Raw genomic sequence first — 23,233 nt, 5'->3', positions numbered from 1 at the left:
TTAGATTCGCGTCTTCCATGTATATAACAGTTCGAGGGCTTTCCGCGGCGTTAAATCATCCGGATTGATCTTCATCAATTCCTCCAGGACGGGGTGCGGCAGGCTGGCGAACAGGTCGCTCTGCATCGGCGGTGTCGGTTGGCCCGGTTCGGCGCGCGGCGTTTCGTGGGGCAGGCTGGTGGTTTCCAGGCGGGCCAGATGCTCACGGGCGCGCTGAATGACCGCACCCGGTACGCCGGCCAGTTGCGCCACTGCCAAGCCGTAGCTCTGGCTGGCCGGCCCAGGTAGCACGTGATGCAGGAAGACGATGCGCTCGTTGTGCTCGGTGGCGTTCAGGTGCATGTTGGCCACCACCGGTTCGCTTTCCGGCAGCACCGTCAGCTCGAAATAATGTGTCGCGAACAGGGTGTAGGCGCGCAGCTTGGCCAAGTGCTCGGCGGCGGCCCAGGCCAGGGACAGTCCGTCGAACGTGCTGGTGCCGCGGCCGACTTCGTCCATCAGCACCAGGCTGCGGTCGGTGGCGTTGTGCAGAATGTTCGCCGTCTCGCTCATCTCCACCATGAAGGTGGAGCGTCCGCCGGCCAGGTCGTCGCTGGAGCCGATGCGGGTGAAGATGCGATCCACCAGCGAGAGTTCGCAGCCGGCCGCCGGCACGAAGCTGCCGATGTGGGCGAGCAGGACGATCAGCGCGGTCTGGCGCATATAGGTCGACTTACCGCCCATGTTCGGGCCGGTGATGATCAACATGCGCGTGGCATCGTCCAGCGTCAGGTCGTTGGCGACGAAGGGGGTGTCCAGCACCTGTTCCACCACCGGGTGACGGCCCTGGCTGATGCGTAGGCAAGGCTCGTTGACGAAGCGCGGGCGGTTCAGGTCCAGGTTCAGTGAGCGTTCGGCCAGGTTAGCCAGGACGTCCAGTTCGGCCAGCGCGGCGGCGGTGTCCTGCAACGGCGCCAATTGGCCGATGAGCAGTTCGATCAGCTCTTCATAGAGCTGTTTCTCCCGTGCCAGCGCGCGGCTCTGTGCCGACAGCGCCTTGTCCTCGAAAGCCTTGAGTTCCGGCGTGATGAAACGCTCGGCGCCTTTCAGCGTCTGCCGGCGGATGTAGTCGGCCGGTGCCTGTTCCGCCTGGACACGGGGCAGCTCGATGTAATAGCCGTGGATACGGTTGTAGCCGACCTTGAGGTTGGGCAGTCCGGTGCGGGTTTTTTCCCGTGCTTCCAGGTCCATCAGGAACTGTCCGGCGTTCTCGCTCAGGGACAGCAGTTCGTCCAGTTCGGGATCGTAGCCGCGCTTGAGCACACCACCGTCGCGGATCACCGCAGGTGGATTGTCGATGATGGCCTTGGCCAGCAGTTCAGCCAGCTCCGGATAGGTGCGGATGCTCGACGCCAGTTGCGTCAGGTGCGGCGCCACCAGATCGGCCATGGCGTCTTGCAAGGCCGGCAGCGCCGCCAGCGCATCGCGCAGCCGTGCGAGGTCGCGTGGACGGGCGTTGCGCAGACCGATGCGGGCGAGAATCCGCTCGACGTCGCCGATTTCCTTCAACTGCGGCTGCAGTTTCTCGAAGCGGTAATGCTCGAGCAAGCAGGTGATCGAGTCCTGCCGCGCTTCGAGCACGGCGCGGTCGCGCAGCGGACGATTCAGCCAGCGGGTCAGCAGGCGGCTGCCCATGGCGGTCTGGCAGCGGTCCATGACCGACAGCAGCGTATTGTCGCGCCCGCCGGACAGATTGGTGTCCAGCTCGAGGTTGCGACGGCTGGCGCCGTCGAGGATGACGGTATCGTCGAGACGTTCATGGCGCAAGCTGCGCAGGTGCGGCAGGGCGGTACGCTGGGTTTCCTTGGCATAGCCGAGCAGGCAGCCGGCGGCGCCAATGGCCAGGGTCAGGTTCTCGCAGACGAAGCCCTTCAGGTCCTGGGTGCCGAACTGCTGGCAGAGGCTCTTGCGCGCGCTGTCGCGGTCGAAGTCCCAGGGCGCACGGCGGCGAGCGCCGCGGCGTTTCTCGGCTGGCAAACCTTGGGGCCAGTCGTCGGGGATCAGCAGTTCGGCGGGATTGAGGCGCTCCAGCTCGGCCAGCAGATTCTCCCAACCCTGGATTTCCTGGACGCTGAAACGGCCGCTGGTGATGTCCAGCACGGCCAGGCCGAACAGGCGTTCGTCACCCAGCACGGCGGCCAGCAGGTTGTCGCGCCGTTCATCGAGCAGGGCTTCGTCGCTGACGGTGCCGGGAGTGATGATACGCACCACCTGACGCTCCACCGGGCCCTTGCTAGTGGCCGGGTCGCCGATCTGCTCGCAAATCACCACGGACTCGCCCAGCTTGACCAGCTTGGCCAGGTAGCCTTCGGCGGAATGGAAGGGAATGCCCGCCATCGGGATGGATTTCCCCGCCGACTGGCCACGGGCGGTCAGGGTAATGTCAAGGAGCTTCGCGGCTTTCTTGGCGTCTTCATAGAACAGTTCGTAGAAGTCGCCCATGCGGTAGAACATCAGCTGGTCCGGATGCTGGTTCTTCAGCTTCCAGTACTGCTGCATCATCGGTGTGTGGTCGGAAAGGTCGCTCTGACTCATGGCCTGGCCTTGCGCACAAAAGCGGCTAGTGTACGGTATCCAACCGCCCGGCTTTAAGCGTTGATTCCCGTTTGCGATGCGTTGGGGCTGCCGGGCATGCCTCTGGACAGGAGAACCCATGGAAGACGACATCACACGGCTCGCTGCCCATCTCGGCGAGCGTTTGCTGGCCTGCGGCGCGCAGGTGACCACCGCAGAATCCTGCACCGGTGGTGGCATCGCCGAGGCCATCACGCGTATTTCCGGCAGCTCCGCCTGGTTCGAGGCGGGCTACGTGACCTATTCCAATGCCCAGAAGACCACCCAGCTCGGCGTACCGGCCGATCTCTTCCCGCGGGTCGGGGCGGTCAGCCGAGACGTGGTGGAAACCATGGCGCGCGGTGCGCAGGCGCGCAGCGGGGCGCGTTTCGCCGTGGCGGTGAGCGGTATTGCCGGGCCGGATGGCGGTTCGGCGGAAAAACCGGTGGGTACGGTCTGGCTGGCCTGGGCCGACGGCGAGCAGGTGTTCGCCGAGCGCCGTCTGTTCGGCGGAGACCGCGCCGCCGTCCGCCGACAAACGGTAGAGGCCGCCCTTGAGGGGCTGCTACGACTGTCCGTCGGAGAAAATCCGCGACAGGGGTAGGCGAGCGACTTGCCCTATGGAATAATACTGGCTACTTATACAGTTGTTGGTGGCCAGACGGCCCTCTTGAATACGCGAGGACTTCGATGGACGAGAACAAGAAGCGCGCTTTGGCGGCGGCCCTGGGCCAGATCGAGAAGCAGTTCGGCAAAGGCGCGGTGATGCGCATGGGCGACCATGATCGCCAGTCGATCCCGGCCATTTCCACCGGTTCCCTGGGCCTGGATATCGCGCTGGGCATTGGCGGTCTGCCGAAGGGCCGCATCGTCGAGATCTACGGCCCGGAGTCCTCCGGTAAAACCACCTTGACCCTGTCGGTCATCGCCGAAGCACAGAAGCAGGGCGCTACCTGTGCCTTCGTCGACGCCGAACACGCCCTCGACCCGGATTACGCCGGCAAGCTCGGCGTCAACGTCGACGATCTGCTGGTCTCGCAGCCGGATACCGGCGAACAGGCCCTGGAAATCACCGACATGCTGGTGCGTTCCAATGCGGTGGACGTGATCATCGTCGACTCCGTGGCCGCGCTGGTGCCGAAGGCCGAGATCGAAGGCGAGATGGGCGACTCCCACGTCGGCCTCCAGGCCCGCCTGATGTCTCAGGCGCTGCGCAAGATCACCGGCAACATCAAGAACGCCAACTGCCTGGTCATCTTCATCAACCAGATCCGCATGAAGATCGGCGTGATGTTCGGCAACCCGGAAACCACCACCGGTGGTAACGCCCTGAAGTTCTACGCTTCCGTCCGCCTGGATATCCGTCGTACCGGTGCGGTGAAGGAAGGCGAGGAAGTGGTTGGCAGCGAAACCCGCGTCAAGGTCGTGAAGAACAAGGTGGCACCGCCGTTCCGTCAGGCCGAGTTCCAGATCCTCTACGGCAAGGGCATCTACCGCAACGGCGAGATCATCGATCTGGGCGTGCAGCTCGGCCTGCTGGAGAAGTCCGGTGCCTGGTATAGCTACCAGGGCAACAAAATCGGCCAGGGCAAGGCGAATGCTGCCAAGTACCTGGAAGACAACCCGGAAGTCGGCAGCACCATCGAGAAAGCCATCCGTGACAAGTTGCTGGTCAGCGGTAACACCGCCAAATCGGGTGCGACCCAGGACGACCTGGCCGACGTCGACGTCTGATCCCGCGGATGCCCGTTATCCTCGACAGCCCCGCCGCGGTGCGGCGGGCCGCCATGGATCTGCTGGCGCAACGTGAGCACGGTCCGGTCGAGCTGACCCGCAAGTTGCGTCGGCGCGGTGCCCCCTCCGAACTGATCGACAGCGTCCTCGACCGCCTGGCGGAAGAGGGATTGCTTTCCGAATTCCGTTATCTCGAAAGCTTTGTCGCCAGCCGGGCGCGATCCGGCTACGGCCCGGTGCGCATCCGTGAGGAACTGGCGCAACGGGGCCTGCCCCGCGATGCCATTGAGCAGGCGCTGCGCGAGTCCGGCCAGGATTGGTACGAATTGCTCGAAGACATCTGGCGGCGCAAATTCGGCGGCCAACTGCCGAGCGATGCCCGAGCGCGGGGCCAGCAAGGACGTTTCCTGGCGTACCGGGGGTACCCGTTGGATTTGATCAATCGCCTGCTGCGCGGGGCGGGGTCTGCAGATATTTAGGTTGTTTCGCTAATTCTATTTCCCGCAGTTGCAAAGCCTGAAGGAGCGTCGCCCAAGCGGCGGGCGAATAAATTCACCCCTACGCAGGCGGCACGGCAAAGGAGGTCTGTCTGGCTAGGTTATTCGCCCTGACAGCCCACCGGGCTGCCCTCTGACCCCTTCGCATCCCACTGCTCTCAGGCAAGAACCTCTAGCTACCTTGCGTTTCAGCGCATGGCCCCCATCGCGACACTCTGTCGCGGCGATCACCCCGTAATGCCCTTGATCTCGGTCAAGGGCGTTGCGGGACCGACTCCTTAGAGTTCCGTCGATTCAGACGCCGCAATAGGAGTACGCATGCAACTGGTTTGCCCGGCGGGAAGTTTGCCCGCGCTCAAGGCGGCCGTCCGCCAGGGTGCCGATGCTATCTACGTCGGCTTTCGCGACGATACTAACGCCCGCCATTTCGCCGGGCTCAATCTGGACGAGAAACAACTGGAGTCCGGCCTGTCCCTGATTCGCCAGCACGGGCGACATCTTTATATGGCGGTGAACACCTATGCCCGGCCGGATGGTTGGAGTCGCTGGCAGCGTGCCGTGGACCAAGCCGCCGATCTCGGTGTGGATGCGTTGATCGCCGCTGATTCCGGGGTGCTGGCCTACGCCAGCCGGCGTCATCCCGATCTCAATCTGCACCTGTCGGTGCAAGGCTCGGCCACCAACGCCGCGGCGCTGAGCTTCTATCATGAGCGCTACGGCATTCGCCGTGCCGTACTGCCCCGTGTGCTGTCGCTGGCCCAGGTGCGCCAAGTGGCAACCAAGAGTCCCGTGCCGGTGGAAGTCTTTGCCTTCGGCAGCCTGTGCATCATGGCCGAGGGCCGTTGTCATCTGTCTTCCTATATCACCGGCGAATCGCCGAACCTGTGCGGCGTCTGCTCGCCGGCCAAGGCGGTGCGTTGGAGCGAGGAGCCCGAAGGGCTGACGTCGCGCCTCAACGATGTGCTGATCGACCGCTACGGCGAAGGCGAGGCAGCCGGTTATCCGACCCTCTGCAAGGGCCGCTTCCAGGTGAACGGCCAGCGCTTCCATGCCCTTGAGGAGCCCACCAGCCTGAATACCCTGGACTTGATTCCCGAGCTGGTCCAGATCGGCGTGGCGGCGGTGAAGATCGAAGGGCGCCAGCGCAGCCCGGCTTATGTGGAGCGGGTCACCCAGGTCTGGCGCGAGGCGCTGGACGCCTATCGCCGGGCACCTTCGGTCTTCAGTGTGCAGCCGCAATGGCGGCGGGCGCTGGAAGGCCTTTCCGAAGGCAGCCAGACCACCCTGGGCGCCTATCACCGTTCCTGGCAGTGAGGATTCATCGATGAAGCTCAGTCTTGGGCCTGTGCTGTTTTATTGGGATCGGATGCGGCTGATGGATTTTTACGCCGACATGGCGTCCCAGCCGCTGGATGTGATCTATCTCGGCGAGACCGTCTGCTCGAAGCGTCGCGCGTTGTCGCTGGATGATTGGCTGGGGCTGGCCCGCGAGCTGAAGGAGTGCAGCGGCGCCGAGCTGGTGCTGTCCGGGCTGGCGCTGATCGAGGCAGCGTCCGAGTTGTCCAGCCTGCGTCGGTTGTGCGAGAACGGCGAACTGAAGGTGGAGGCCAACGACATGGGCGCGGTGCATTACCTCGCCGAGCGCGGCGTGCCCTTCGTTGCCGGGCCGGCGTTGAACCTCTACAACGCTTATGCAGTCGCCGAGCTGATGGCTTGCGGCATGACCCGCTGGGTTCCGCCGGTGGAATGCTCCGGCGCTCTGATCAAGGCAGTCGGCGAGCAGCTCGACGAACTCGGCATGAACCGGCCGGAGATCGAAGTGTTCGCCTACGGCCATCTGCCGCTGGCCTACTCGGCGCGCTGCTTCACCGCAAGGGCGGAGAACCGCCCGAAGGACGATTGCGAATTCTGCTGCCAGAACTACCCGGAGGGCATTCCGCTACTCAGCCAGGAAGGCCAGGCCCTGTTCACTCTCAATGGCATCCAGACCATGTCCGCGGCGGTGAGCAACCTGCTCGCCGACTACCCGTCGGTGCAGGCAGCCGGGGCCGACCTGCTGCGTCTCAGCCCGCGAGCCGAAGGCATGGCGGAGTGCATCCAGCGCTTCGATGCGGTCCGCCGCGGAGACGCGCCGCCGCTCGCGGTAGAGGGTTGCAACGGCTACTGGCATGGCCGCCCGGGAATGCTGCGGGCAGAGGAGGCCGGATTATGCTGAAGCCCACTCCGATGCTTCTCGGCCTTGGCGACCGTTTGCTGCCACTGGCCTCCCGCGTGCCCTTCAAGCTACAGCGACTGGCCCTGGAAAAAGGGCTCAACCGGATATTCGCCGGTCCTCTGAAAGAGGGCGCCTTCGACATGCTGGAGGGGCGTTGGCTGCGCCTGCATATCCGTGACCTCGGCCTGAGCTGGTGCCTGACCCGCAGCCGCACCGGCCTGTGCATCGCCGCACGCGAGCAGGCGGATGCCAGCATCAGTGGCGACTGGCGCGAATTCCTGCTGCTGGCCAGCCGTCAGGAAGACCCGGACACCCTGTTCTTCCGCCGACGGCTGTCCATCGAGGGCGATACCGAGCTGGGCCTGGCGGTGAAAAACCTGATCGACAGCCTCGACCCCGAACTCCTGCCTTCCTGGCTATGGCGCGGGCTGGAAGCGGCCGGGAAGGGCGTGGTGGCGGCGAGCTGAGCCGTTTCGACCATCACCGGCTAGGCTTGCTGGAGGGGCCCGCGGCGATAACGCGGGCCTCATTTCGAATGGCCGCGCCGAGGACATGACGTGATCGAAAAACCGGGTTCCCGCCTGCAGTTGTTCCTGATTCTTTCGATTCTCCTGCTGGTCTGGCTTTGGGCCGCCATCGCCCCGCTCAGCCGTGAGGACTGGCTGCTGGAGAACCTGCTGGTGTTCTTCTTCGGCGCGCTGCTGCTGGCGACCTACCGGCGCTTCACCTTCTCCCTGCCGTCCTACTGGCTGTTCACCCTGTTCATGGTCATGCACCTCTACGGCTCGCACTACACCTATGCCGAAACCCCGCTCGGCTACTGGCTGCGCGATCTGTTCGGCACCCAGCGCAATCATTACGACCGGGTGGTGCACTTCTCCTTCGGTCTGCTGCTGATCTATCCCTTGCGCGAGATATTGCAACGCTCGGCCAGATTGACCGGCCGATGGCTGGCGATTCTCAGTCTGTCGGTGGTGATGGCGATGAGCGCTTTCTACGAACAGGTGGAGATGGCCGCCGCGTTGATCGTCAATCCCGAACTGGGCTCGGCCTTCCTCGGGACGCAAGGGGACGAGTGGGACGCTCAGAAGGATGCCGGACTGGCGATGCTCGGAGGCTTGGTGACCTTGCTGATCCTGCGCCTTGGGCGAGGCATGAGGGGCCTGACATAAGCACATCCGGAGGACATCCATGCCATCCGAGACGTTTATCGATACGACATTGCTCCCCTTCGAGACCGCCGCCCAACTCGCCACCCTGGAGGTGCCGCTGGCGGCGCCGGGGCAGACGGCGGGTGAGGTACGGCATGCCCTGACGACCCGGCGATATGAGAGTGTCAGCCATATCGTGGTCTGTGAGGGGCGCCGTTTTCTCGGGCTGGTGCGTATCGAGAACCTGCTCGCCGCCGGCGACGCCACAGTCCTGACCGAACTGATGGATGACCAGGCACCCGTAGTGGCACCGGGGGTGGATCAGGAAGTCGCGGCCTGGCGAGCCGTGAGCAACCAGGAGTCTGCGCTGACCGTGGTCGACCGGGAGGGTGATCTGGTCGGTCTGATTCCTCCGCACCGGCTGCTCGAAGTCTTGCTGGCGGAGCACGAAGAAGACCTGTCGCGGCTCGGCGGTTTCATCAAGAGCGCCGCCATGGCGCGGATATCCAGCGAGGAGCCGGTGGAGCGGCGTTTCCGCCATCGGTTGCCTTGGCTGCTGGTAGGGTTGGCCGGCGCCTTTCTGGCAGCCGATTTCGTCGGCTGGTTCGAGGCGCAACTGCAAGAGCGGATCGTTCTCGCTTTCTTCATTCCTGGCATCGTCTATCTCGCGGATGCGGTGGGAACCCAGACCGAGACGGTGGTGGTGCGCGGGTTGTCCATCGGCGTGACGATGCGGAGGATGGCCCGGCGCGAGCTGCTGGTGGGGCTGGCGATCGGCCTGCCCCTGGCGCTCATCGCCGGGCCTCTGGTCTTGCTGCGCTGGGGTGCCTTCGATGTGGCCTTGTGCATCGGCCTGTCTGTGCTGGCCGCCTGTTCCACCGCGACCTTGTCCGCCATGCTGCTGCCCTGGCTATTGGATCGGCTGTCCATCGATCCGGCGTTCGGAAGCGGGCCCTTGGCCACGGTCATTCAGGACCTGCTGTCCATCCTCATCTATTTCGCCATCGCCCGTGCGGTGATGTAGATACGCCGTCGGCTCGGCCCAAAGAACTATTGCCAGCCCGACAGCCCCTCTGGATGCTACCTCCGACAACCGACAGCGAACGACCCATGACCGCCAAGACCGACCCGCCTGTCCAACTCACGCTGCCCAACGGGCTGCGCGTGGCCTTGCTGCACGACCCCGCGCTGGTCCAGGCAGCGGCGGTGGTGCGGGTGGCGGCTGGTGGACATGACGCGCCCGTCGAATATCCGGGACTGGCGCATTTCCTCGAACATCTGCTGTTCCTCGACAGCGTGGCCTTTCCCGCCGATCAAGGGCTGATGGCCTATGTCCAGCGCTGCGCCGGGCAGGTCAACGCCAGCACCCGCGAACGCGACAGCTATTACTTTTTTGAAGTGCCGGTGGCGGACCTGGACGGCGGTCTGGCGCGCCTCTGTGACATGCTCGCCCATCCCCGGTTGGCGCTGGAGGCGCAGTTGCGCGAGCGGGAGGTACTGGAGGCTGAGTTCCAGGCACGCAGTCGCGATACGGATACCCTCTGCGATGCCGCCCTGGCCCAGGTGATGCAGCCCGCCGACCATCCCTTCCTCGGTTTCCATGCGGGGCATCGTGGCACGTTGCCGGTGGAGCAATCCGCCTTCCAGAACGCCTTGGCGGGCTTTCACCAACGCTTCTACCAAGCCGGGCAGATGCTGCTGGTGCTGGCCAGTCCGCAACCGCTCGAACAGTTGCGTGAGTTGGCGGAGCGACATGGCGGACGTCTACCGGCCGGTGCCTATGTTCCGCAATCGGCGCCGCCCGCCTTGCGCCTGCCGACCTCCACGGGCCTGCGTGTCGAAGCACAGCCGGGCCGTCTGAGCCTGTATGGCCTGCTCGACGATCTCCCCGACACGGCTGGCGAGGCGTTGGATTTTCTCGGCGAGTGCCTGGCCGGCGAAGAGGCCGGCGGCCTGTCCGAATGGCTGCGTGCCCGGGCGGGTTGTGACAGCCTGCACCTGCGTGTGCCCTATCGTTACGCCGGTCAAGCCGTGGTAGCTGTCGAGTTCACAGTGGGCGAGGCGGGTGCGGCTAACGCGGGGGCCTGTGTCCCGGCCTTCTTCGATTGGCTGGATTTCTTCGCCGCCGCCGATTGGCACGACCTGCGCCGCGATTACGACCGCAGCGTGGCGATGCGCGAGCGGGTGTCGCCGCCATTGGCACGCGCACGCGCCTGGGCCGAGCGGCTGGGGCCGCGCGATGGTGATGTCGAGGGCGGAGGGGTGTCGGAATCGGGGCTGCTGGCCCTGCGAGCGATCCTGATGCAACTGTGTCGCCGGCAGCGGGTAGAACTGCTGACCGTTGCCGCTGTATCAAGCATGCCCGCAGGACGGGGATTCCCGGTCAAGACGGTGCAGGCACCCTTGCTGCCTAATGTTCAGGAGCAATGCGGACCCTGGCGTCTGCCCCCAGCCAATCCATTCCTCTCCCTGCCCGGGGCATCCTCCGGCCCGCAGATGGCCATTCCCGAGGCCTTCCTCTGGAAGGAGTGCAATCCACCGTTTCCCGGGCAGGCTGCCGTATTTCTGCGCTGGCGTTTTCCAGAGCAACCGGCAGACGATGAGCTGCACCACGCCCTGGCTGCGGCGCTGCAACCTGTCGTCCGGGCTGCACGGCAGGCAGCGGTGGAGGTGCGCTTCGACGGGCAGGGCGACGATTGGGTGCTGAGCTTGTACGGGCTGGCGTCACCGCAGCCGACGGTCCTCGATGCTGCATTGAAATGCCTGTCGGCGCCGTCCGCCGATGCCTGGGCACGGGGGATTCAGCGACGCGACACCGAGCGTCGTCGTGCAGCCGGCGAACTGCTGATCCGCCGGTTATTGAACGAGCTGGCCGACGCCTTCGAAACGCCCACCGAGACGGACGCCATCGACGCGGGCAACTGGCAGGCCGCTCTGGCTCGCTGCTGGCGGACGGCTCGCTGGGGCGGGTTGGCCCTGGGCTACGCAGGCGCGGACCGGCAGCGTCTGGAGCAGGTGCTTTCGCAGGTTCCCGGCGAGCCGTCGCGGGCGGCTGCGCAAGCGCTAGCCCCGGAGGTGCGCTACCGTTGGCGCGATGCGGCGATTCCGGCAGGGGAGTGCGGGCTATTGCTGTTCTGCCCATTGCCGGATGCCCGCGCGGAGACCGAAGCGGCCTGGCGTCTGCTTGGACGCTGCCTCGAGCCGGCGTTCTACCGGCGCCTGCGCAGCGAGTTGCAACTGGGCTACGCGATCTTTTCCGGGTTTCGTTCGGTGGGGCGGCTACGGGGATTGCTGTTCGCAGTGCAGTCGCCGGACGCGACGGCGGAGCAAATCCTGTCCCATATCGAAACCTTTCTCGACGACCAGGCAGCGGTGCTCGCCGCCCTGGAAGTAACGGCCCTGCGGGAAATGAGCGTCGATCTGGCCGATCGCCTGAGTCGTTTCCCCAGTCTGCGTGCTGCAGCGGATTGGCATTGGCAGGCCCATTTGGGGAAGACTTCCGTCGATCACCTGGAGCACCTGTGCAGGGCGCTACGAACGCTCGACCGCAGCACCTTGCTCGCTCATTATCAGGCCTTGCGCGAGGCCCAGGGCGGTTGGCGCGTATTGGCCAATGCCGCGCCGGTGGATAGTCGCTGGCAGTGAGTCAACCGAAGGAGGGCGAATGAATTCGCCCCTGCAGGACAAGCCAGGGCGGCCGCTTCTGTGGGAGCGAATTCATTCGCGATAATCAATCCGACTCTTCGCGGATGAATCCGCTCCCACAAGTTATGTACTACGCTGAACCGCTTTTCGTAAGAGCCAGCTCTGCTGGCGAAGCTTTGGCGTGGCTTCATTCGCGAGCAGAGCTCGCTCCTACAAAATGCTGGGGCGCATTTCCGCCCGCACTCTCCCTCAAGCCTACTTAGGTCTTATTTCTTACCGCGGCTGTTTCCGGTCGTGGCCCCTTCCTTCGCCCCGACGCTATAACCGGACAGGCTATCCAGAGCCTGCCGTGAAGACTTTACGACCTAAGCCTTGCTCCTCCCGGGCAGTGGGATTAATGCTCGGCGCGTTGCGATCCGAGCCCCGGCCAAAGTACTAGCCGGTTGCCTCCATGGCAGCGTATGGCACCACCCGACCCCTTTCGATAATCGCTCCCGTCACGACTGGCATGGCAGTCGTCCTACTCAGCGGAGAGCGAAATGAACAAGAACAACATCGCGCGCAGCGGATTCCTACCCCTCGCCCTGGCGAGCGCCGTGGCGCTGACCATTGCGCAACCGGCCATGGCGGAAATCGTCCTGTACGATCAGAACGACACCACCTTCTCCACCGATGGCTACATCAATGCGTTCTACGTGAACAGCGACGTGGACCGTGATGGCGAGCAGTTCGACCGTCGCCAGTCGCGGGTGAAGATGGGCTTCCTGCCGAACTGGATCGGTTTCAACATGGGCAAGCAGGTCGGCGATCTGAAGCTGGGCGGCCGGTCGTCCTTCTGGGTCACCATCAACGACAGCGAGCAGAACGGCACCGACACCGCCATCGACGTCCGTCAGTTCTACGGCACCGTCGCCAGCGACTGGGGCGAAGTGCTGGTAGGTAAGGACTTCGGCCTGTTCGCCCGCTCCAACATCCTCCTCGACGAACTGCTCGCCGGCTACGGCCAGGTCAGCGACACCCTCGGCCTGGTGGACGGCGGCGGCGTGTCCTTCGGCAACATCGGTAGCGGCTACCCCTATCCGTTCCCGACCTCGCAGATCACCTACCGCTCTCCGGTGATGGATGGCCTGCGCATCGCGGTCGGCATCATGGACCCGGTGGACACCAACGACGACAGCGCCACCGGCAAGGCCTACCAGGAAAACCCGCGTTTCGAATCCGAAATCACCTACCAGTTCGACCTGGCCGGTGCGCAGATTTATTCCTGGATCAACGGCGGCTACCAGACTTCCGACAACACCGACTCCACCGTCGATGAAGTCACCTCCAAGGGCCTCGGCTACGGCGTGCAGGCCAAGATGGGCGCGGTGTCCCTGACCGCCTCGGGCTTCCAGGCCAAGGGCATCAACCCGTTCTTCACCAACAACGCCGGCGAAGCCACGCTGCGCGAGGTGGACAGCGACGGCTACCTGCTGCAGGGCTCCTACCGCTTTGGCAAGAACCGCGTGGCGTTGTCCTACGGCAAGACCAAGGACGACGGCAACGGCCTGGGCGTCGCCGCCGACTACGAGACTCGTGGTATCGCCTTCTTCCACGACGTGAACGACAACCTCAAGCTGGTGGCCGAATACAACCAGTTCGAGATCGATGCGGCGGAGGGAAGTGGGCTGAACGAGGACACCGATACCTTCGCGGTGGGGGCCGTGTTGTCCTGGTAACGATTGCGCAAGGGTGGGGCGGGCCCGGTGAGAGTTGGGCCCGCTCTTTTTTTAAAAGCGGGTGCTAAAGCCGAAGTCAGCCAGCGCACCAACCAACGCTCACACAAACTTGCCAGACCGGTATCAAGGACGATTTCCCCCGAAAAAGCCACGAACCATGGGGAGACGTTCAGCCCACACATTGCAAACTGGGCTAAACCAAGGCTTCAGCCAGGCACGAAAGCGCCTTGGCCGCTGTTCGCCACCAGCTCTCGCCAATCACCACCCCCTACCTTGGGATGCCCCCCGCCACTACCCAAGTAGGATACGGCCCTCCAAAACCCCTCCGTAGAATCAACCTGTAATCAGTGGGGTTATAGGCGGGGCGAACATGCAAGAAGGTCTGGCAGACGGCGTCGTCACCGCGATGTCCAGCGCACGGGAAGCCGAGGTGGTCGCCCAGGATCTGGCGCGCCAGTTGATCCACCCACACCTCGGTTTCGTGCTGTTCTTCTGCTCCGCCGAATACGATCTGGAAGCCCTGGGCGATGCCCTGGAGCAGTATTTCGGCGGCATCAACGTGATCGGTTGTACCACCGCCGGGGAGATCACGCCGCTGGGCTACGGCCGGGGCTGCGTCAGTGCGGTGGGGTTCGATCACCGCAGCTTTTCCATCGCCAGCGCGCTGATCGACGAGATGGAGCGCTTCAGCCTGCTCGATGCGCAGCAATTGGTGGAGCGTCTGGTCAACGATTGCCGGGGCAATTCTCTGGCGCCGATCAAGGGCCACAGCTTCGCCCTGACCCTGCTCGATGGCCTCTCCAGCCGTGAGGAGGTGGTGCTCGCCGCGCTCAGTGCCGCGTTCGGCAGCATCCCGCATTTCGGCGGCTCGGCCGGCGACGATAACCACCTGACCCACACTCACGTGTACTACGGCGGGCGCTTCCATGCCGGGGCGGCGGTGGTGGTGCTGGTCAACACCTGGCTGGAATTCGAGGTGTTTTCCACCCACCACATCCTGCCGCGCGCGGAGAAGCTGGTGGTGACCCGCGCCGACAGCGCGACGCGGCGGGTCTACGAGTTGAACGCCGAACCGGCGGCGCTGGAGTACGCCCAGCAGATCGGCGTGGCGGTGGAAGACTTGGACCTGCGCCTGTTCGCCGCCCACCCGCTGGCGGTGCGGATCAACGAGCAGTACTACGTGCGCTCCGTGCAGCGGGTCAACGATGACCTCAGTCTGACTTTTTATTGCGCGGTGGAGAACGGCATTGTCCTCACCGCCATGACTCCCGGGCCGCTGTTGCCCAACCTGCAGGCGCAGTTCGAGCGCCTGGAAAGCCGCCTTGGTCCGCCGTTGCTGACCATCGGCTGCGACTGTTTCCTGCGTCGCCTGGAAGTGGAAGCCGACGGTAGCGTGGAGCGGACCGCGGAGTTTCTTCGACGCCAACGGGTGATCGGTTTCAACACCTACGGAGAACAGTTCAATGGCATGCATATCAACCAGACCTTCACCGGCGTCGTCATCGGACGACCCGGTGGAAGCGTATGTCGTTGACCTGGAAGCGCGGCTGGCCGCGCTGGAAAGCGACAACCGCAAGCTGCGCCGGATTAACGCCGCGCTGATCGAACGGGTCGAATCCAGCGCCTCGCGCGGCGACGACAGCTACGCCGCCTTCCAGCACTCGGTAGTGCTGGCCGAGCAGGTGCGCGAGCGCACCGATGCGCTGAACCAGGCGATGGCCGAGCTGAAGGCCAGCAACCAGTTGCTCAGCGACGCCCGCCTGCGCGCCGAGACCGCCCACCAGCACCTGATCGATGCCATCGAGAGCATCTCCGACGCCTTCGTGCTGTTCGACAAGGAGCAGCGCATCGTCCTCTTTAACAGCCGCTTCAAATCATTCTGGGCGCGCACCCGCGCACGCATCGGCGCCGGCACCCGTTTGTCGGAGATCAAGCGGTTGGCCGAGAGCACCGGGCTGATCGTCGAGGAGCACCGCAGCAACGGCGACGACGAGCACCTGATCTACCGCCTGCACGACGGGCGTTGGGTGCAGGTCAGCGAACGGCCGACCCGCGAGGGCGGGCTGGTGATCCTCTACACCGACATCACCGAAGTGAAGATCAGCGAAACCGCCCGCCGCGAGCAGGCCCTGGCGCAGAAGTCGCACCTGCTGCAACGGGCGGTGGACAACCTGTCCCAGGGCGTGGCCATGGTCGGCATCGACGGCGCGCTGGAGCTGTGGAACCGCCGCTTCCTCGAACTCTGCGGGCTGGCGCCGATCGGTGCGCACCGGCCGTTCGCCGAGGTGATGGCGGAAAGCGAACTGCAACTGCTCACCCCGGACAGCCGCGATGCCAACGGTCGGCCGATCCGCGAGGTGGAGCAGCGCCTGTTCGACGGCCGCATGCTGGAAATCCGCACCCACGCGTTGCCCACCGGCGGCTTCGTCAACACCTTCACCGACATCACCGAGCGCTACCGCCACGCCGAGGCGCTGCGCGAGAGCGAGCGCTGGATTCGCCTGATTACCGACCACGTGCCGGCGCTGATCGCCTACCTGTCCGCCGACCTGGTCTACGAATTCACCAACAAGGTCTACGAGGAGTGGTACCGCTGGCCGCGCGGCGCCATGCTCGGCCAGAGCCTGCGCGAAGTGCACAGCGAAGAGCACTGCCGGCGCCTGGAGCCCTACATCGAGCGGGCGCTGTCTGGGGAGAGCATCACCTTCGAGGTGGCTGAGACCAACCTCACTGGCCAGGAACGCTACATGCTGCGCTCCTACGTACCGAACCGCCTGGCCAACGGCGAGGTGGTGGGCATCTTCGTGCTGATCCGCGACATCACCGAGCGCCGCCGCACCGCCGAGGCACTGCACCAGGCCTACCAGAACCTGGAGCAACGGGTACGCGAGCGCACCGCCGAGCTGACCACGGTCAACGACCAGTTGCGCCGCGAGATCGACGAGCGCGCCCAGATGGAATCGCGCCTGCGCGAGGCCAAGCGCGAGGCGGAGCAGGCCAACCTGTCGAAGACCAAGTTCCTCGCCGCGGTCAGCCATGACCTGCTGCAACCCCTGAACGCCGCGCGGCTGTTCACCAGCGCCCTGCTGGAACAGCGCGAGCCGACCGCCAGTGCCGGGCTGATCCGCAACGTCAGCAACTCCCTGGAAGATGTGGAAAACCTGCTCGGCACCCTGGTGGACATCTCCAAGCTGGACGCCGGGGTGATCAAGCCGGACATCGCTTCCTTCGCGGTCAGCGAACTGCTCGACAACCTCGCCGCCGAGTTCCGCCAGCTCGCCGCCAGCGAAGGGCTTCGACTGGACTTCATCCCCAGCTCGGCACTGGTGCGCAGCGATACCCAGTTGCTCGCGCGAATCCTGCGTAACTTGCTGACCAACGCCATCCGCTACACCCGCCAGGGACGCATCCTGCTCGGCTGCCGGCGCGTGCGCCAGAGCCTGTCCATCGAGGTCTGGGACACCGGCATCGGCATCCCCGCGGACAAGCTCGGCGAGATATTCCAGGAGTTCAAGCGCGGCGAGGGCGCGCGGCCCAACCAGGATCGCGGCCTCGGCCTCGGGCTGGCCATCGTCGAGAAGATTGCCCGCATGCTCGGCCACCGCATCCGCGTCGCCTCGCAACCGGGCAAGGGTTCGATGTTCGCCATCGAGGTGCCGTTGGCCAAGCGTGCGGCACGGGTACGTCAGGCGCCGGACACGCCCGAATTGCTGGTGGAGCGCCTGCGCGGGGCGCGGGTCTGGGTGGTGGATAACGATGCAGCAATCTGCTCCGGCATGCGCACGTTGCTGGAGGGCTGGGGCTGCCAGGTGGTGACCGCATTGTCCGAGGAGGACTTGGCGCGGCAGGTGGACAACTTCCATGACGAGGCCGACCTGTTGATCGCCGACTACCACCTGGACAACGACCTCAACGGTGTCGACGTGGTCGCCTCGATCAATGCCCGCCGCGCAGCGCCGCTACCGGCGCTGATGATCACCGCCAACTACAGCAACGAACTGAAGCAGCAGATGCGCGAGCTGGGCCACACCCTGATGCACAAGCCGGTGCGGCCGATGAAATTGAAGACGGCGATGAGTCACCTGTTGGAGAAGCACGGCTGAGAAGCCGTCTGCGCCCCTCTCAAGGGAGAGGGGCGGGGGAGAGGGCCAAAAAAACACCGCGAAAAGCTGGCTCGCCCTTCTCCGAGAGCAGATTCAGCGGCGCAGGTAGGCGGCGAAGTCGATGTCGCCGGCGGAGAGGATCGCCTGCACCCGGTTGTGCACGTTGAGCTTGCGCAGGATCGCCGAGACGTGGGCCTTCACCGTGGTTTCGGCGATGTCCAGGTTGTAGGCGATCTGCTTGTTCGACTCGCCCTTGGTCATCCGCTCCAGCACCAGGAGTTGCTTGCGGGTCAGCGCCTGCAGCAGTTCCGGCGGGATACTGCTTTCCTCGTGGTGGCTGCGGCGAGGCGAGTTCTTCTGGGTGCGGATGATGTCCGACGGCAGGTAGACGTTGCCGTTGAGGATCTGCTCGATGGCCTCGGTCATCTGTGCACGCGGCGAGGATTTGGTGATGAAGCCCACCGCGCCGTAGGTGATGGCTTGCAGCACGATCTGCTTGTCCTGCTCGGCGGAGACGATCACCACCGGAATGGTGGGCGCCTCGTTGCGCAGGTTGATCAGGCCGTTGAGGCCATGCATGCCGGGCATGTTCAGGTCGAGCAGGATGAGATCGAGATCGTCGTGTTCCTCGGTCAGGGCCAGGGCGCTGTCGAGGTCAGCGGTTTCCATTATTTCGCTGCCGGGGAAGCCGTCGCTGATGACGTTATGGATGGCTTCACGAAACAGCGGATGGTCGTCGGCTATCAGAATCTTGTACACGGCCGTTCACCTCGGTTCTTGTCGTTATAAGTTTGGCAAATCAAGCAACTCATCGTTCGGGGTGGCAGGCCCCGTTCCGTTCCTTCGGCTCTTGTCTCTCCAGGCTCCTCTTACGGGTACGGTGCCGGCTCGGCGGCTTGCAGCGGCAGGCCGGCCTGCTGCCAGGCGTCGATACCGTCACGGTACCAGTAGAGCGATTCGTAGCCCAGCGCGCGAGCGCGCCGGATGCTGTTCCAGGACAACCAGCAGTCGGATCGGCAATAAAAAACGATGGCGCGGCGCTTGTCGCCTGCGGTCGCGGCTGCCAGGTGGCGGTTCAGGTAGTTCTGCCAGGAGGGTTCCAGCACGCCGTCGCCGGTGTTCGGCAGCCACAGGCTGCCGGGGATGTTGCGGTGCGGCTCGTCCTCGACGAAGCGGCCGTGCAGCCAGGGCAGGCGGTAGACGTCCACCAGCAGCGGCTTCGGCTGGCGCTCCAGCAGCGCTTGCAGGGCAGGGGTATCGAGGGTGACGGCACCATCGGCCTGGGCCGGAGTCGGGCTGCGGTAGCGGTCGATACGGTAGCCGTCGGCTGAAAACAGCGACGGCTCCGGCGTGGCCGCCATGGCCAGGGAGGCGAACCCCAGAAGCGCCAACAGCGTAGCGAGCATCTTCGACATCATGGCTGACCCGAGCCTTTCGATGCAGTCATTACAAAGAAGTGGCAATGCTTTGGGAATCCTACGATGGAGGGGAAAACAGGTACCAAAGTAGTAGATCGGCGTGGGAGGTGGTTCACGTAACGGCGGGAGCGGGCCTATTCATCCACCTCTCCGCCCGGCCATCTCTGTGGGAGCGAGTTCATTCGATTGACCAGGCATGGCCGTCATCCCATCGCGAATGAATTCGCTCCCACAAGGCCCCCACACAGTGGGATGTCATGCCTGTAGCCCTGGATAAGCCTTGGCGCAATCCGGGAGTGCGGGGCTGCGTGCCCTCAGGCGGCGCGGCGCAGGGCGGCGTGCTGGGGGTTGAAGCTGAGCACGGCGAGGACGGTGAACACCAGGGTCAGGCCCAGGCATACCGCCAGGGCCAGGCCGTTGAGGCGTTCGTAGAGGGCGAAGCGCACCAGTTCCACCGCATGGCTGAAGGGGTTGAGCGCGCAGATCCAGTACAGCCACTCGCTGGCCTCGCGCATTTTCCACAGCGGGTAGAGCGCCGACGACAGGAAGAACAGCGGAAAGATGACGAAATTCATCACCCCGGCGAAGTTCTCCAGTTGGCGGATGCCGTTGGACAGCAGCAGCCCCAGGGCGCTGAGCAGCAGCGCCACCAGCAGCAGCGCCGGCAGGGCCGCAAGCAGGCCGGCGACGGGCGGCTGCACCCCGTAGAGCCACGCGATGGCGAGGAAGGCGTAAACCTGCAGCAGCGAGATCAGCGCCGTCGCCAGCAGCTTGCCGCAGAGCAGGAAGCCACGCGGCAGCGGGCTGGTGAGCAGCACGCGCATACTGCCCATCTCGCGGTCGTAGACCATCGACAGCGAGCCCTGCATACCGTTGAACAGCAGGATCATGCAGGCCAGGCCGGGGACGATGTAGGTCTCGTAGGTGATGTAGGTGTCGTAGGGCTCGATGATGGCGATGCCCAGGGCGGCGCGGAAACCGGCGGCGAACACCAGCAGCCAGAGCAGCGGGCGGACCAGGGCGCTGAGAAAGCGCGAGCGCTGCTGGACGAAGCGCAGCCACTCGCGGATCACGATGCCGCGCAGGCATTCCCAGTAGGCGCCAGGGCCCAGGCGGGATGCGGCAGTGAACGCGGATTCCGGAGTGCTCATGCTGCCTCCCGCCGGGTCAGGCGTTCGAAGGTGGCGGCCAGGTCGTCGCCGCCCAGGTCGGCGGCGCGGCCTTGGGCCACCAGGCGGCCCCGGTCGAGAATCAGCAGGTCGTCGTCGGCCTGTACCTCGTCCAGCAGGTGGGTGGTCCAGAGCACGCTCAGCCCTTCGTCGCGGCACAGTTGGCGGACGTGCCGGTTGAGTGCCAGGCGGCTGGCCGGGTCGAGGCCGACGCTGGCCTCGTCGAGCAGCAGCAGGCGCGGCTTGTGCAGCAGCGCGCGGGCGATCTCCACACGGCGACGGTGGCCGCCGTTGAGCAGGCGCACCTTGTCGCGGCGGCGTTCGGTCAGGGACTGCCGGGCCAGCTCCTCGTCGATCCGCGCCGCCGCCAGCCGCCGCGGCATGCCATGCAGGGCGGCGTGGTAGCGCAGGTTCTGCTCGACGCTGAGATCGAGGTCGAGGGTGCTCTGCTGGAACACCACGCCGAGCTGGCGCAGCGCCAGGCGCGGCTGCTGGCGCAGGGAACAGCCATAGACGCTGACGTCGCCTTCTTGCAGGTCGTAGAGGCGGGTGAGCAGGGCGATCAGGGTGGACTTGCCAGCGCCGTTGGGGCCGAGCAGGGCGGTGAAATGGCCGGGCGGGACGCTGAAGGAAACGTCCTCCAGTACCGGCCGGGTGGCATAGCGAAAGCCGACGCCATGCAGCTCCAGGGCGCTCATGGCTTCACCACCACGCCCCAGGGATAGCGGCCCACCTTGATCGACTTGGTCACCTTGAGCTTCTCCACATCGATCACCGAGACATCCCCGCTGACGCCGTTGGTGGTCAACAGCAGGCGCTCGTCCGGGGAGAACGCCATGTGCCACACGCGCCGGCCCACCAGTAGGTAGTCGAGCACCTCGTAGGTCTTCGCATCCACCACCGCCACGTGGTTGGCCGGGCCGAGGGCGACGAAGGCGTACTTGCCGTCCGAGGTCAGCTTGATGCCCACCGGCTGCACCTTGTCCGGGTGGATGCCCTTGATCTGGAAGTTCAGTTTCTTCAGCACCTGCCGGCTCGCCACGTCGACCACGCTGACGGTGCCGCCGATCTCCGCCGAGGCCCAGAGCAGAGTGCCGTCCTTGCTGAATTCGACATGCCGCGGGCGCTGGTCGATCAGGGTGTTGTCCACCAACCGATGGGTGGTGGTATCGATCCAATGCAGCATGTTGGTGGTTTCGCTGGTGTTCACCGCCCACTTGCCGTCCGGGCTGACGGCCATGCCTTCCGGCTCGACGCCGACGTCGATCTGTGCCAGCACCTCTTCGCTGTCCACGTCCACCACGGTGACCAGTGCATCGTCCTCGTTGGAGATGTACAGCCACTTGTTGTTGGGGTGCAGGGCGAACTGTTCCGGGTCGGCGCCGGAGGGCAGTTCCTTGACGATCTTGCCGCTGGCCAGGTCGAGCACCTGCACGCGGTCGGAATCGCTGGCGCAGATGTAGAGCAGCTTGTTGTCGTGGGACAGCGCCAGGCCGCGCGGGCGCATGCCGACCTCCAGGGCGCCGGTGACTTCCATGCGCTCCAGGTCGATGACGCTGAGGGTGTTGTCCTTCTCGTTGGACACGTAGGCGGTGGCGGCCAGGGCCGGGCCGGCGGCGACCAGCAGGGCGGTGGCGAGGAGGCGGGTCGGCAGGGCAGTGGGCATGGCGTTTTCTCTTGTCGTTATGGGGGCGGCGTCACAGGCTCGCGTCGCTCAACCGACAGCGGCTTTCCGGGGCGTCGAGGCCCAGGGTGTCCAGCTCGCTGCTGGGGTGGAGGAAGCCATCCTGCGGCGAGGTGGAGACCAGCGCCCGTGGGTGGACCAGCGGAATCGGCTGGCGGAGCTGGCCGTCCCAGGCGCGGTAGCTGAGCTTGCGCCCCTTGAAGCCGTCGATCGGCAGGTCGGCGGAGAGGGCCAGGCTGCGGATCGCCGCCGGTGCGCTGTCGCGCAGGCGGGTCACGGCGGTGGCGATGCTGCGCACGGCGATCCAGGCGGCGAAGTCGCGGTCGTTCATCCAGCGCCCGGCCTGTTCCTCGAAGCGCTTCTGCAACTGGGCGGCACCGTAGGTTTCCACGGTCTTGTGCCAGCCGGTCGGGGTCAGCCCCTGGGTGCCGGCCACCGGGCGCGGGTACCAGGTCTGGTAGGGCACATATTCGCCGAAGTCGCCCCGCTCGTCGGCCACCAGCACCACGTCGTACTCGGCGGTCTGGGTGAACAGCGGCATCTCGGCCTGGGCGCTGCGGCGCTGGTCGTTATCGAAGGTCCAGGGCTTTTCCGCGACGATTTTGTGGCCGAAGCGCTTGGTTGCGCGGCGCAGGGCGTCGGCATAGGCCTTGTCGTCGGCGGTGGTGCCGACGATCAGCAGCCAGCGGTTCCACTTGCGCACGGCGAGGAACTGGGCCAGGGCGTCGGCCAGCATGGCGCGGCTGGGCAGGGTATGCAGCACGTTGGCCGGGCAGGCGTCGAGGCGCAGGCCGTCGTCGGCGCTGCCGGCGTTGAACAGCAGGCTGTCCGGCAGCGCGGCGGCGAGCTGGCGCAGGCTGTCGGCCGGGGCATTCACCACGAACAGGCGCAAGCCGTCGGCATGCAGCCGGCGCGCCTCATCCAGCAGAGCCTCGGGGCTGGGGCTGTCCGCCACCTGGAGAGCATAGTGGTGCTTGAGGAAGCGGCCGGTGCTGTTGCTGTCGGTGATCGCCAGCTCGGCGCCGCGCAGGCCGGCATCGCCGGGCTCGGGGATGACGTTGGACAGCAGCGGGCCGGGATCGGGGCGGTAGGCCAGGTAGCCGATGCGTACCTGCAACTCGCTTTCCGCAGCCTGGCTGTGGGTGGCGAGCAGGGCGGCGCTGGCGATGGCGAGCAGGTAGGCCAGGCCGTGGATCGCGAGCAGGCGCATGGGCAATTCCTCCAGGGTTGCTGCCAGCATAGGGAAGCCCGGAGGTGGCGGGAAATATGAAGAAAGTACCAGTTGGCCGGTACCAAGGTAGTAGGTT

General features: G+C 65.3%; 19 protein-coding genes. 12 read left to right on the top strand and 7 right to left on the bottom strand.

Features of this window, described 5'->3' with window-relative positions; all coding sequences use genetic code 11:
- Entirely contained in the window at nt 1-2,574 is a 2,574-nt protein-coding gene (gene mutS, locus BZL41_RS24295; protein ID WP_174706204.1) for a DNA mismatch repair protein MutS, read from the bottom strand.
- 118 nt (nt 2,575-2,692) lie between these two features.
- Here mutS and BZL41_RS24290 point away from each other — a divergent pair, with 118 nt between their 5' ends.
- From BZL41_RS24290 to nahK, 12 genes are all read left to right on the top strand, one after another.
- Complete coding sequence (locus tag BZL41_RS24290; protein ID WP_095601635.1) at nt 2,693-3,196, top strand: CinA family protein; 504 nt, start codon at nt 2,693-2,695, stop codon at nt 3,194-3,196.
- 86 nt (nt 3,197-3,282) lie between these two features.
- Entirely contained in the window at nt 3,283-4,326 is a 1,044-nt protein-coding gene (gene recA / locus BZL41_RS24285; protein WP_095601634.1) for a recombinase RecA, read from the top strand.
- An 8-nt stretch (nt 4,327-4,334) separates the two neighbouring features.
- Nucleotides 4,335-4,805 carry a recombination regulator RecX gene (gene recX, locus BZL41_RS24280; RefSeq protein ID WP_095601633.1) on the top strand — a complete coding sequence of 157 codons (471 nt, stop codon included), beginning with the start codon at nt 4,335-4,337 and terminating at the stop codon, nt 4,803-4,805.
- A 336-nt stretch (nt 4,806-5,141) separates the two neighbouring features.
- Complete coding sequence (locus BZL41_RS24275; protein ID WP_084335012.1) at nt 5,142-6,137, top strand: peptidase U32 family protein; 996 nt, start codon at nt 5,142-5,144, stop codon at nt 6,135-6,137.
- 10 nt (nt 6,138-6,147) lie between these two features.
- On the top strand, nt 6,148-7,038 hold the full coding sequence (locus BZL41_RS24270) for a U32 family peptidase (RefSeq protein ID WP_095601632.1): 891 nt from the start codon (nt 6,148-6,150) through the stop codon (nt 7,036-7,038).
- Complete coding sequence (locus BZL41_RS24265) at nt 7,032-7,505, top strand: SCP2 domain-containing protein (RefSeq protein WP_095601631.1); 474 nt, start codon at nt 7,032-7,034, stop codon at nt 7,503-7,505. The genes BZL41_RS24270 and BZL41_RS24265 overlap by 7 nt, the downstream gene beginning before the upstream one ends.
- A gap of 90 nt (nt 7,506-7,595) precedes the next feature.
- A complete protein-coding gene (locus tag BZL41_RS24260; protein WP_256578236.1) occupies nt 7,596-8,210 on the top strand; it encodes a DUF2238 domain-containing protein in 615 nt (204 codons plus the stop codon).
- A 19-nt stretch (nt 8,211-8,229) separates the two neighbouring features.
- On the top strand, nt 8,230-9,213 hold the full coding sequence (locus tag BZL41_RS24255) for a magnesium transporter (protein ID WP_095601630.1): 984 nt from the start codon (nt 8,230-8,232) through the stop codon (nt 9,211-9,213).
- A gap of 86 nt (nt 9,214-9,299) precedes the next feature.
- Nucleotides 9,300-11,834 carry a pyrroloquinoline quinone biosynthesis protein PqqF gene (pqqF, locus tag BZL41_RS24250; RefSeq protein ID WP_168191065.1) on the top strand — a complete coding sequence of 845 codons (2,535 nt, stop codon included), beginning with the start codon at nt 9,300-9,302 and terminating at the stop codon, nt 11,832-11,834.
- Between the two features lie 539 nt (nt 11,835-12,373).
- Nucleotides 12,374-13,552, top strand: a complete 1,179-nt coding sequence (locus BZL41_RS24245; protein WP_084335004.1) for a porin — start codon at nt 12,374-12,376, stop codon at nt 13,550-13,552.
- A gap of 370 nt (nt 13,553-13,922) precedes the next feature.
- Nucleotides 13,923-15,086, top strand: a complete 1,164-nt coding sequence (gene nosP / locus BZL41_RS24240) for a nitric oxide-sensing protein NosP (RefSeq protein WP_095601628.1) — start codon at nt 13,923-13,925, stop codon at nt 15,084-15,086.
- The gene (nahK, locus tag BZL41_RS24235; RefSeq protein WP_095601627.1) at nt 15,016-17,655 is read left to right on the top strand and encodes a hybrid sensor histidine kinase/response regulator NahK/ErcS'; all 2,640 of its coding nucleotides are present in this window, start codon (nt 15,016-15,018) and stop codon (nt 17,653-17,655) included. Before nosP ends, nahK begins: the two co-directional genes overlap by 71 nt.
- Before the next feature lie 93 nt (nt 17,656-17,748).
- Here nahK and agmR read toward each other — a convergent pair whose 3' ends face one another.
- The 6 genes from agmR to BZL41_RS24205 form a co-directional block, all read right to left on the bottom strand.
- The gene (gene agmR / locus BZL41_RS24230) at nt 17,749-18,414 is read right to left on the bottom strand and encodes a response regulator AgmR (RefSeq protein WP_095601626.1); all 666 of its coding nucleotides are present in this window, start codon (nt 18,412-18,414) and stop codon (nt 17,749-17,751) included.
- Nucleotides 18,415-18,524: 110 nt separating this feature from the next.
- Nucleotides 18,525-19,070 (bottom strand): PQQ-dependent catabolism-associated CXXCW motif protein, encoded by a 546-nt coding sequence (locus tag BZL41_RS24225; RefSeq protein WP_095601712.1) that lies wholly within the window; start codon nt 19,068-19,070, stop codon nt 18,525-18,527.
- Between the two features lie 317 nt (nt 19,071-19,387).
- Nucleotides 19,388-20,224: an ABC transporter permease gene (locus BZL41_RS24220; protein WP_095601625.1), complete on the bottom strand. Its 837-nt coding sequence runs from the start codon at nt 20,222-20,224 to the stop codon at nt 19,388-19,390.
- On the bottom strand, nt 20,221-20,940 hold the full coding sequence (locus tag BZL41_RS24215) for an ABC transporter ATP-binding protein (protein WP_095601624.1): 720 nt from the start codon (nt 20,938-20,940) through the stop codon (nt 20,221-20,223). The genes BZL41_RS24220 and BZL41_RS24215 overlap by 4 nt, the downstream gene beginning before the upstream one ends.
- Nucleotides 20,937-21,908 carry a YVTN family beta-propeller repeat protein gene (locus tag BZL41_RS24210; RefSeq protein WP_095601623.1) on the bottom strand — a complete coding sequence of 324 codons (972 nt, stop codon included), beginning with the start codon at nt 21,906-21,908 and terminating at the stop codon, nt 20,937-20,939. Before BZL41_RS24210 ends, BZL41_RS24215 begins: the two co-directional genes overlap by 4 nt.
- A gap of 31 nt (nt 21,909-21,939) precedes the next feature.
- Nucleotides 21,940-23,136, bottom strand: a complete 1,197-nt coding sequence (locus BZL41_RS24205) for an ABC transporter substrate-binding protein (RefSeq protein ID WP_095601622.1) — start codon at nt 23,134-23,136, stop codon at nt 21,940-21,942.
- Between the last annotated feature and the right edge of the window lie 97 nt (nt 23,137-23,233).

This window comes from Pseudomonas sp. PIC25 (assembly GCF_002286785.1).
In the GTDB taxonomy this organism is placed as follows: domain Bacteria; phylum Pseudomonadota; class Gammaproteobacteria; order Pseudomonadales; family Pseudomonadaceae; genus Pseudomonas_M.
This window is presented reverse-complemented; position numbering and strand designations above follow the sequence as displayed.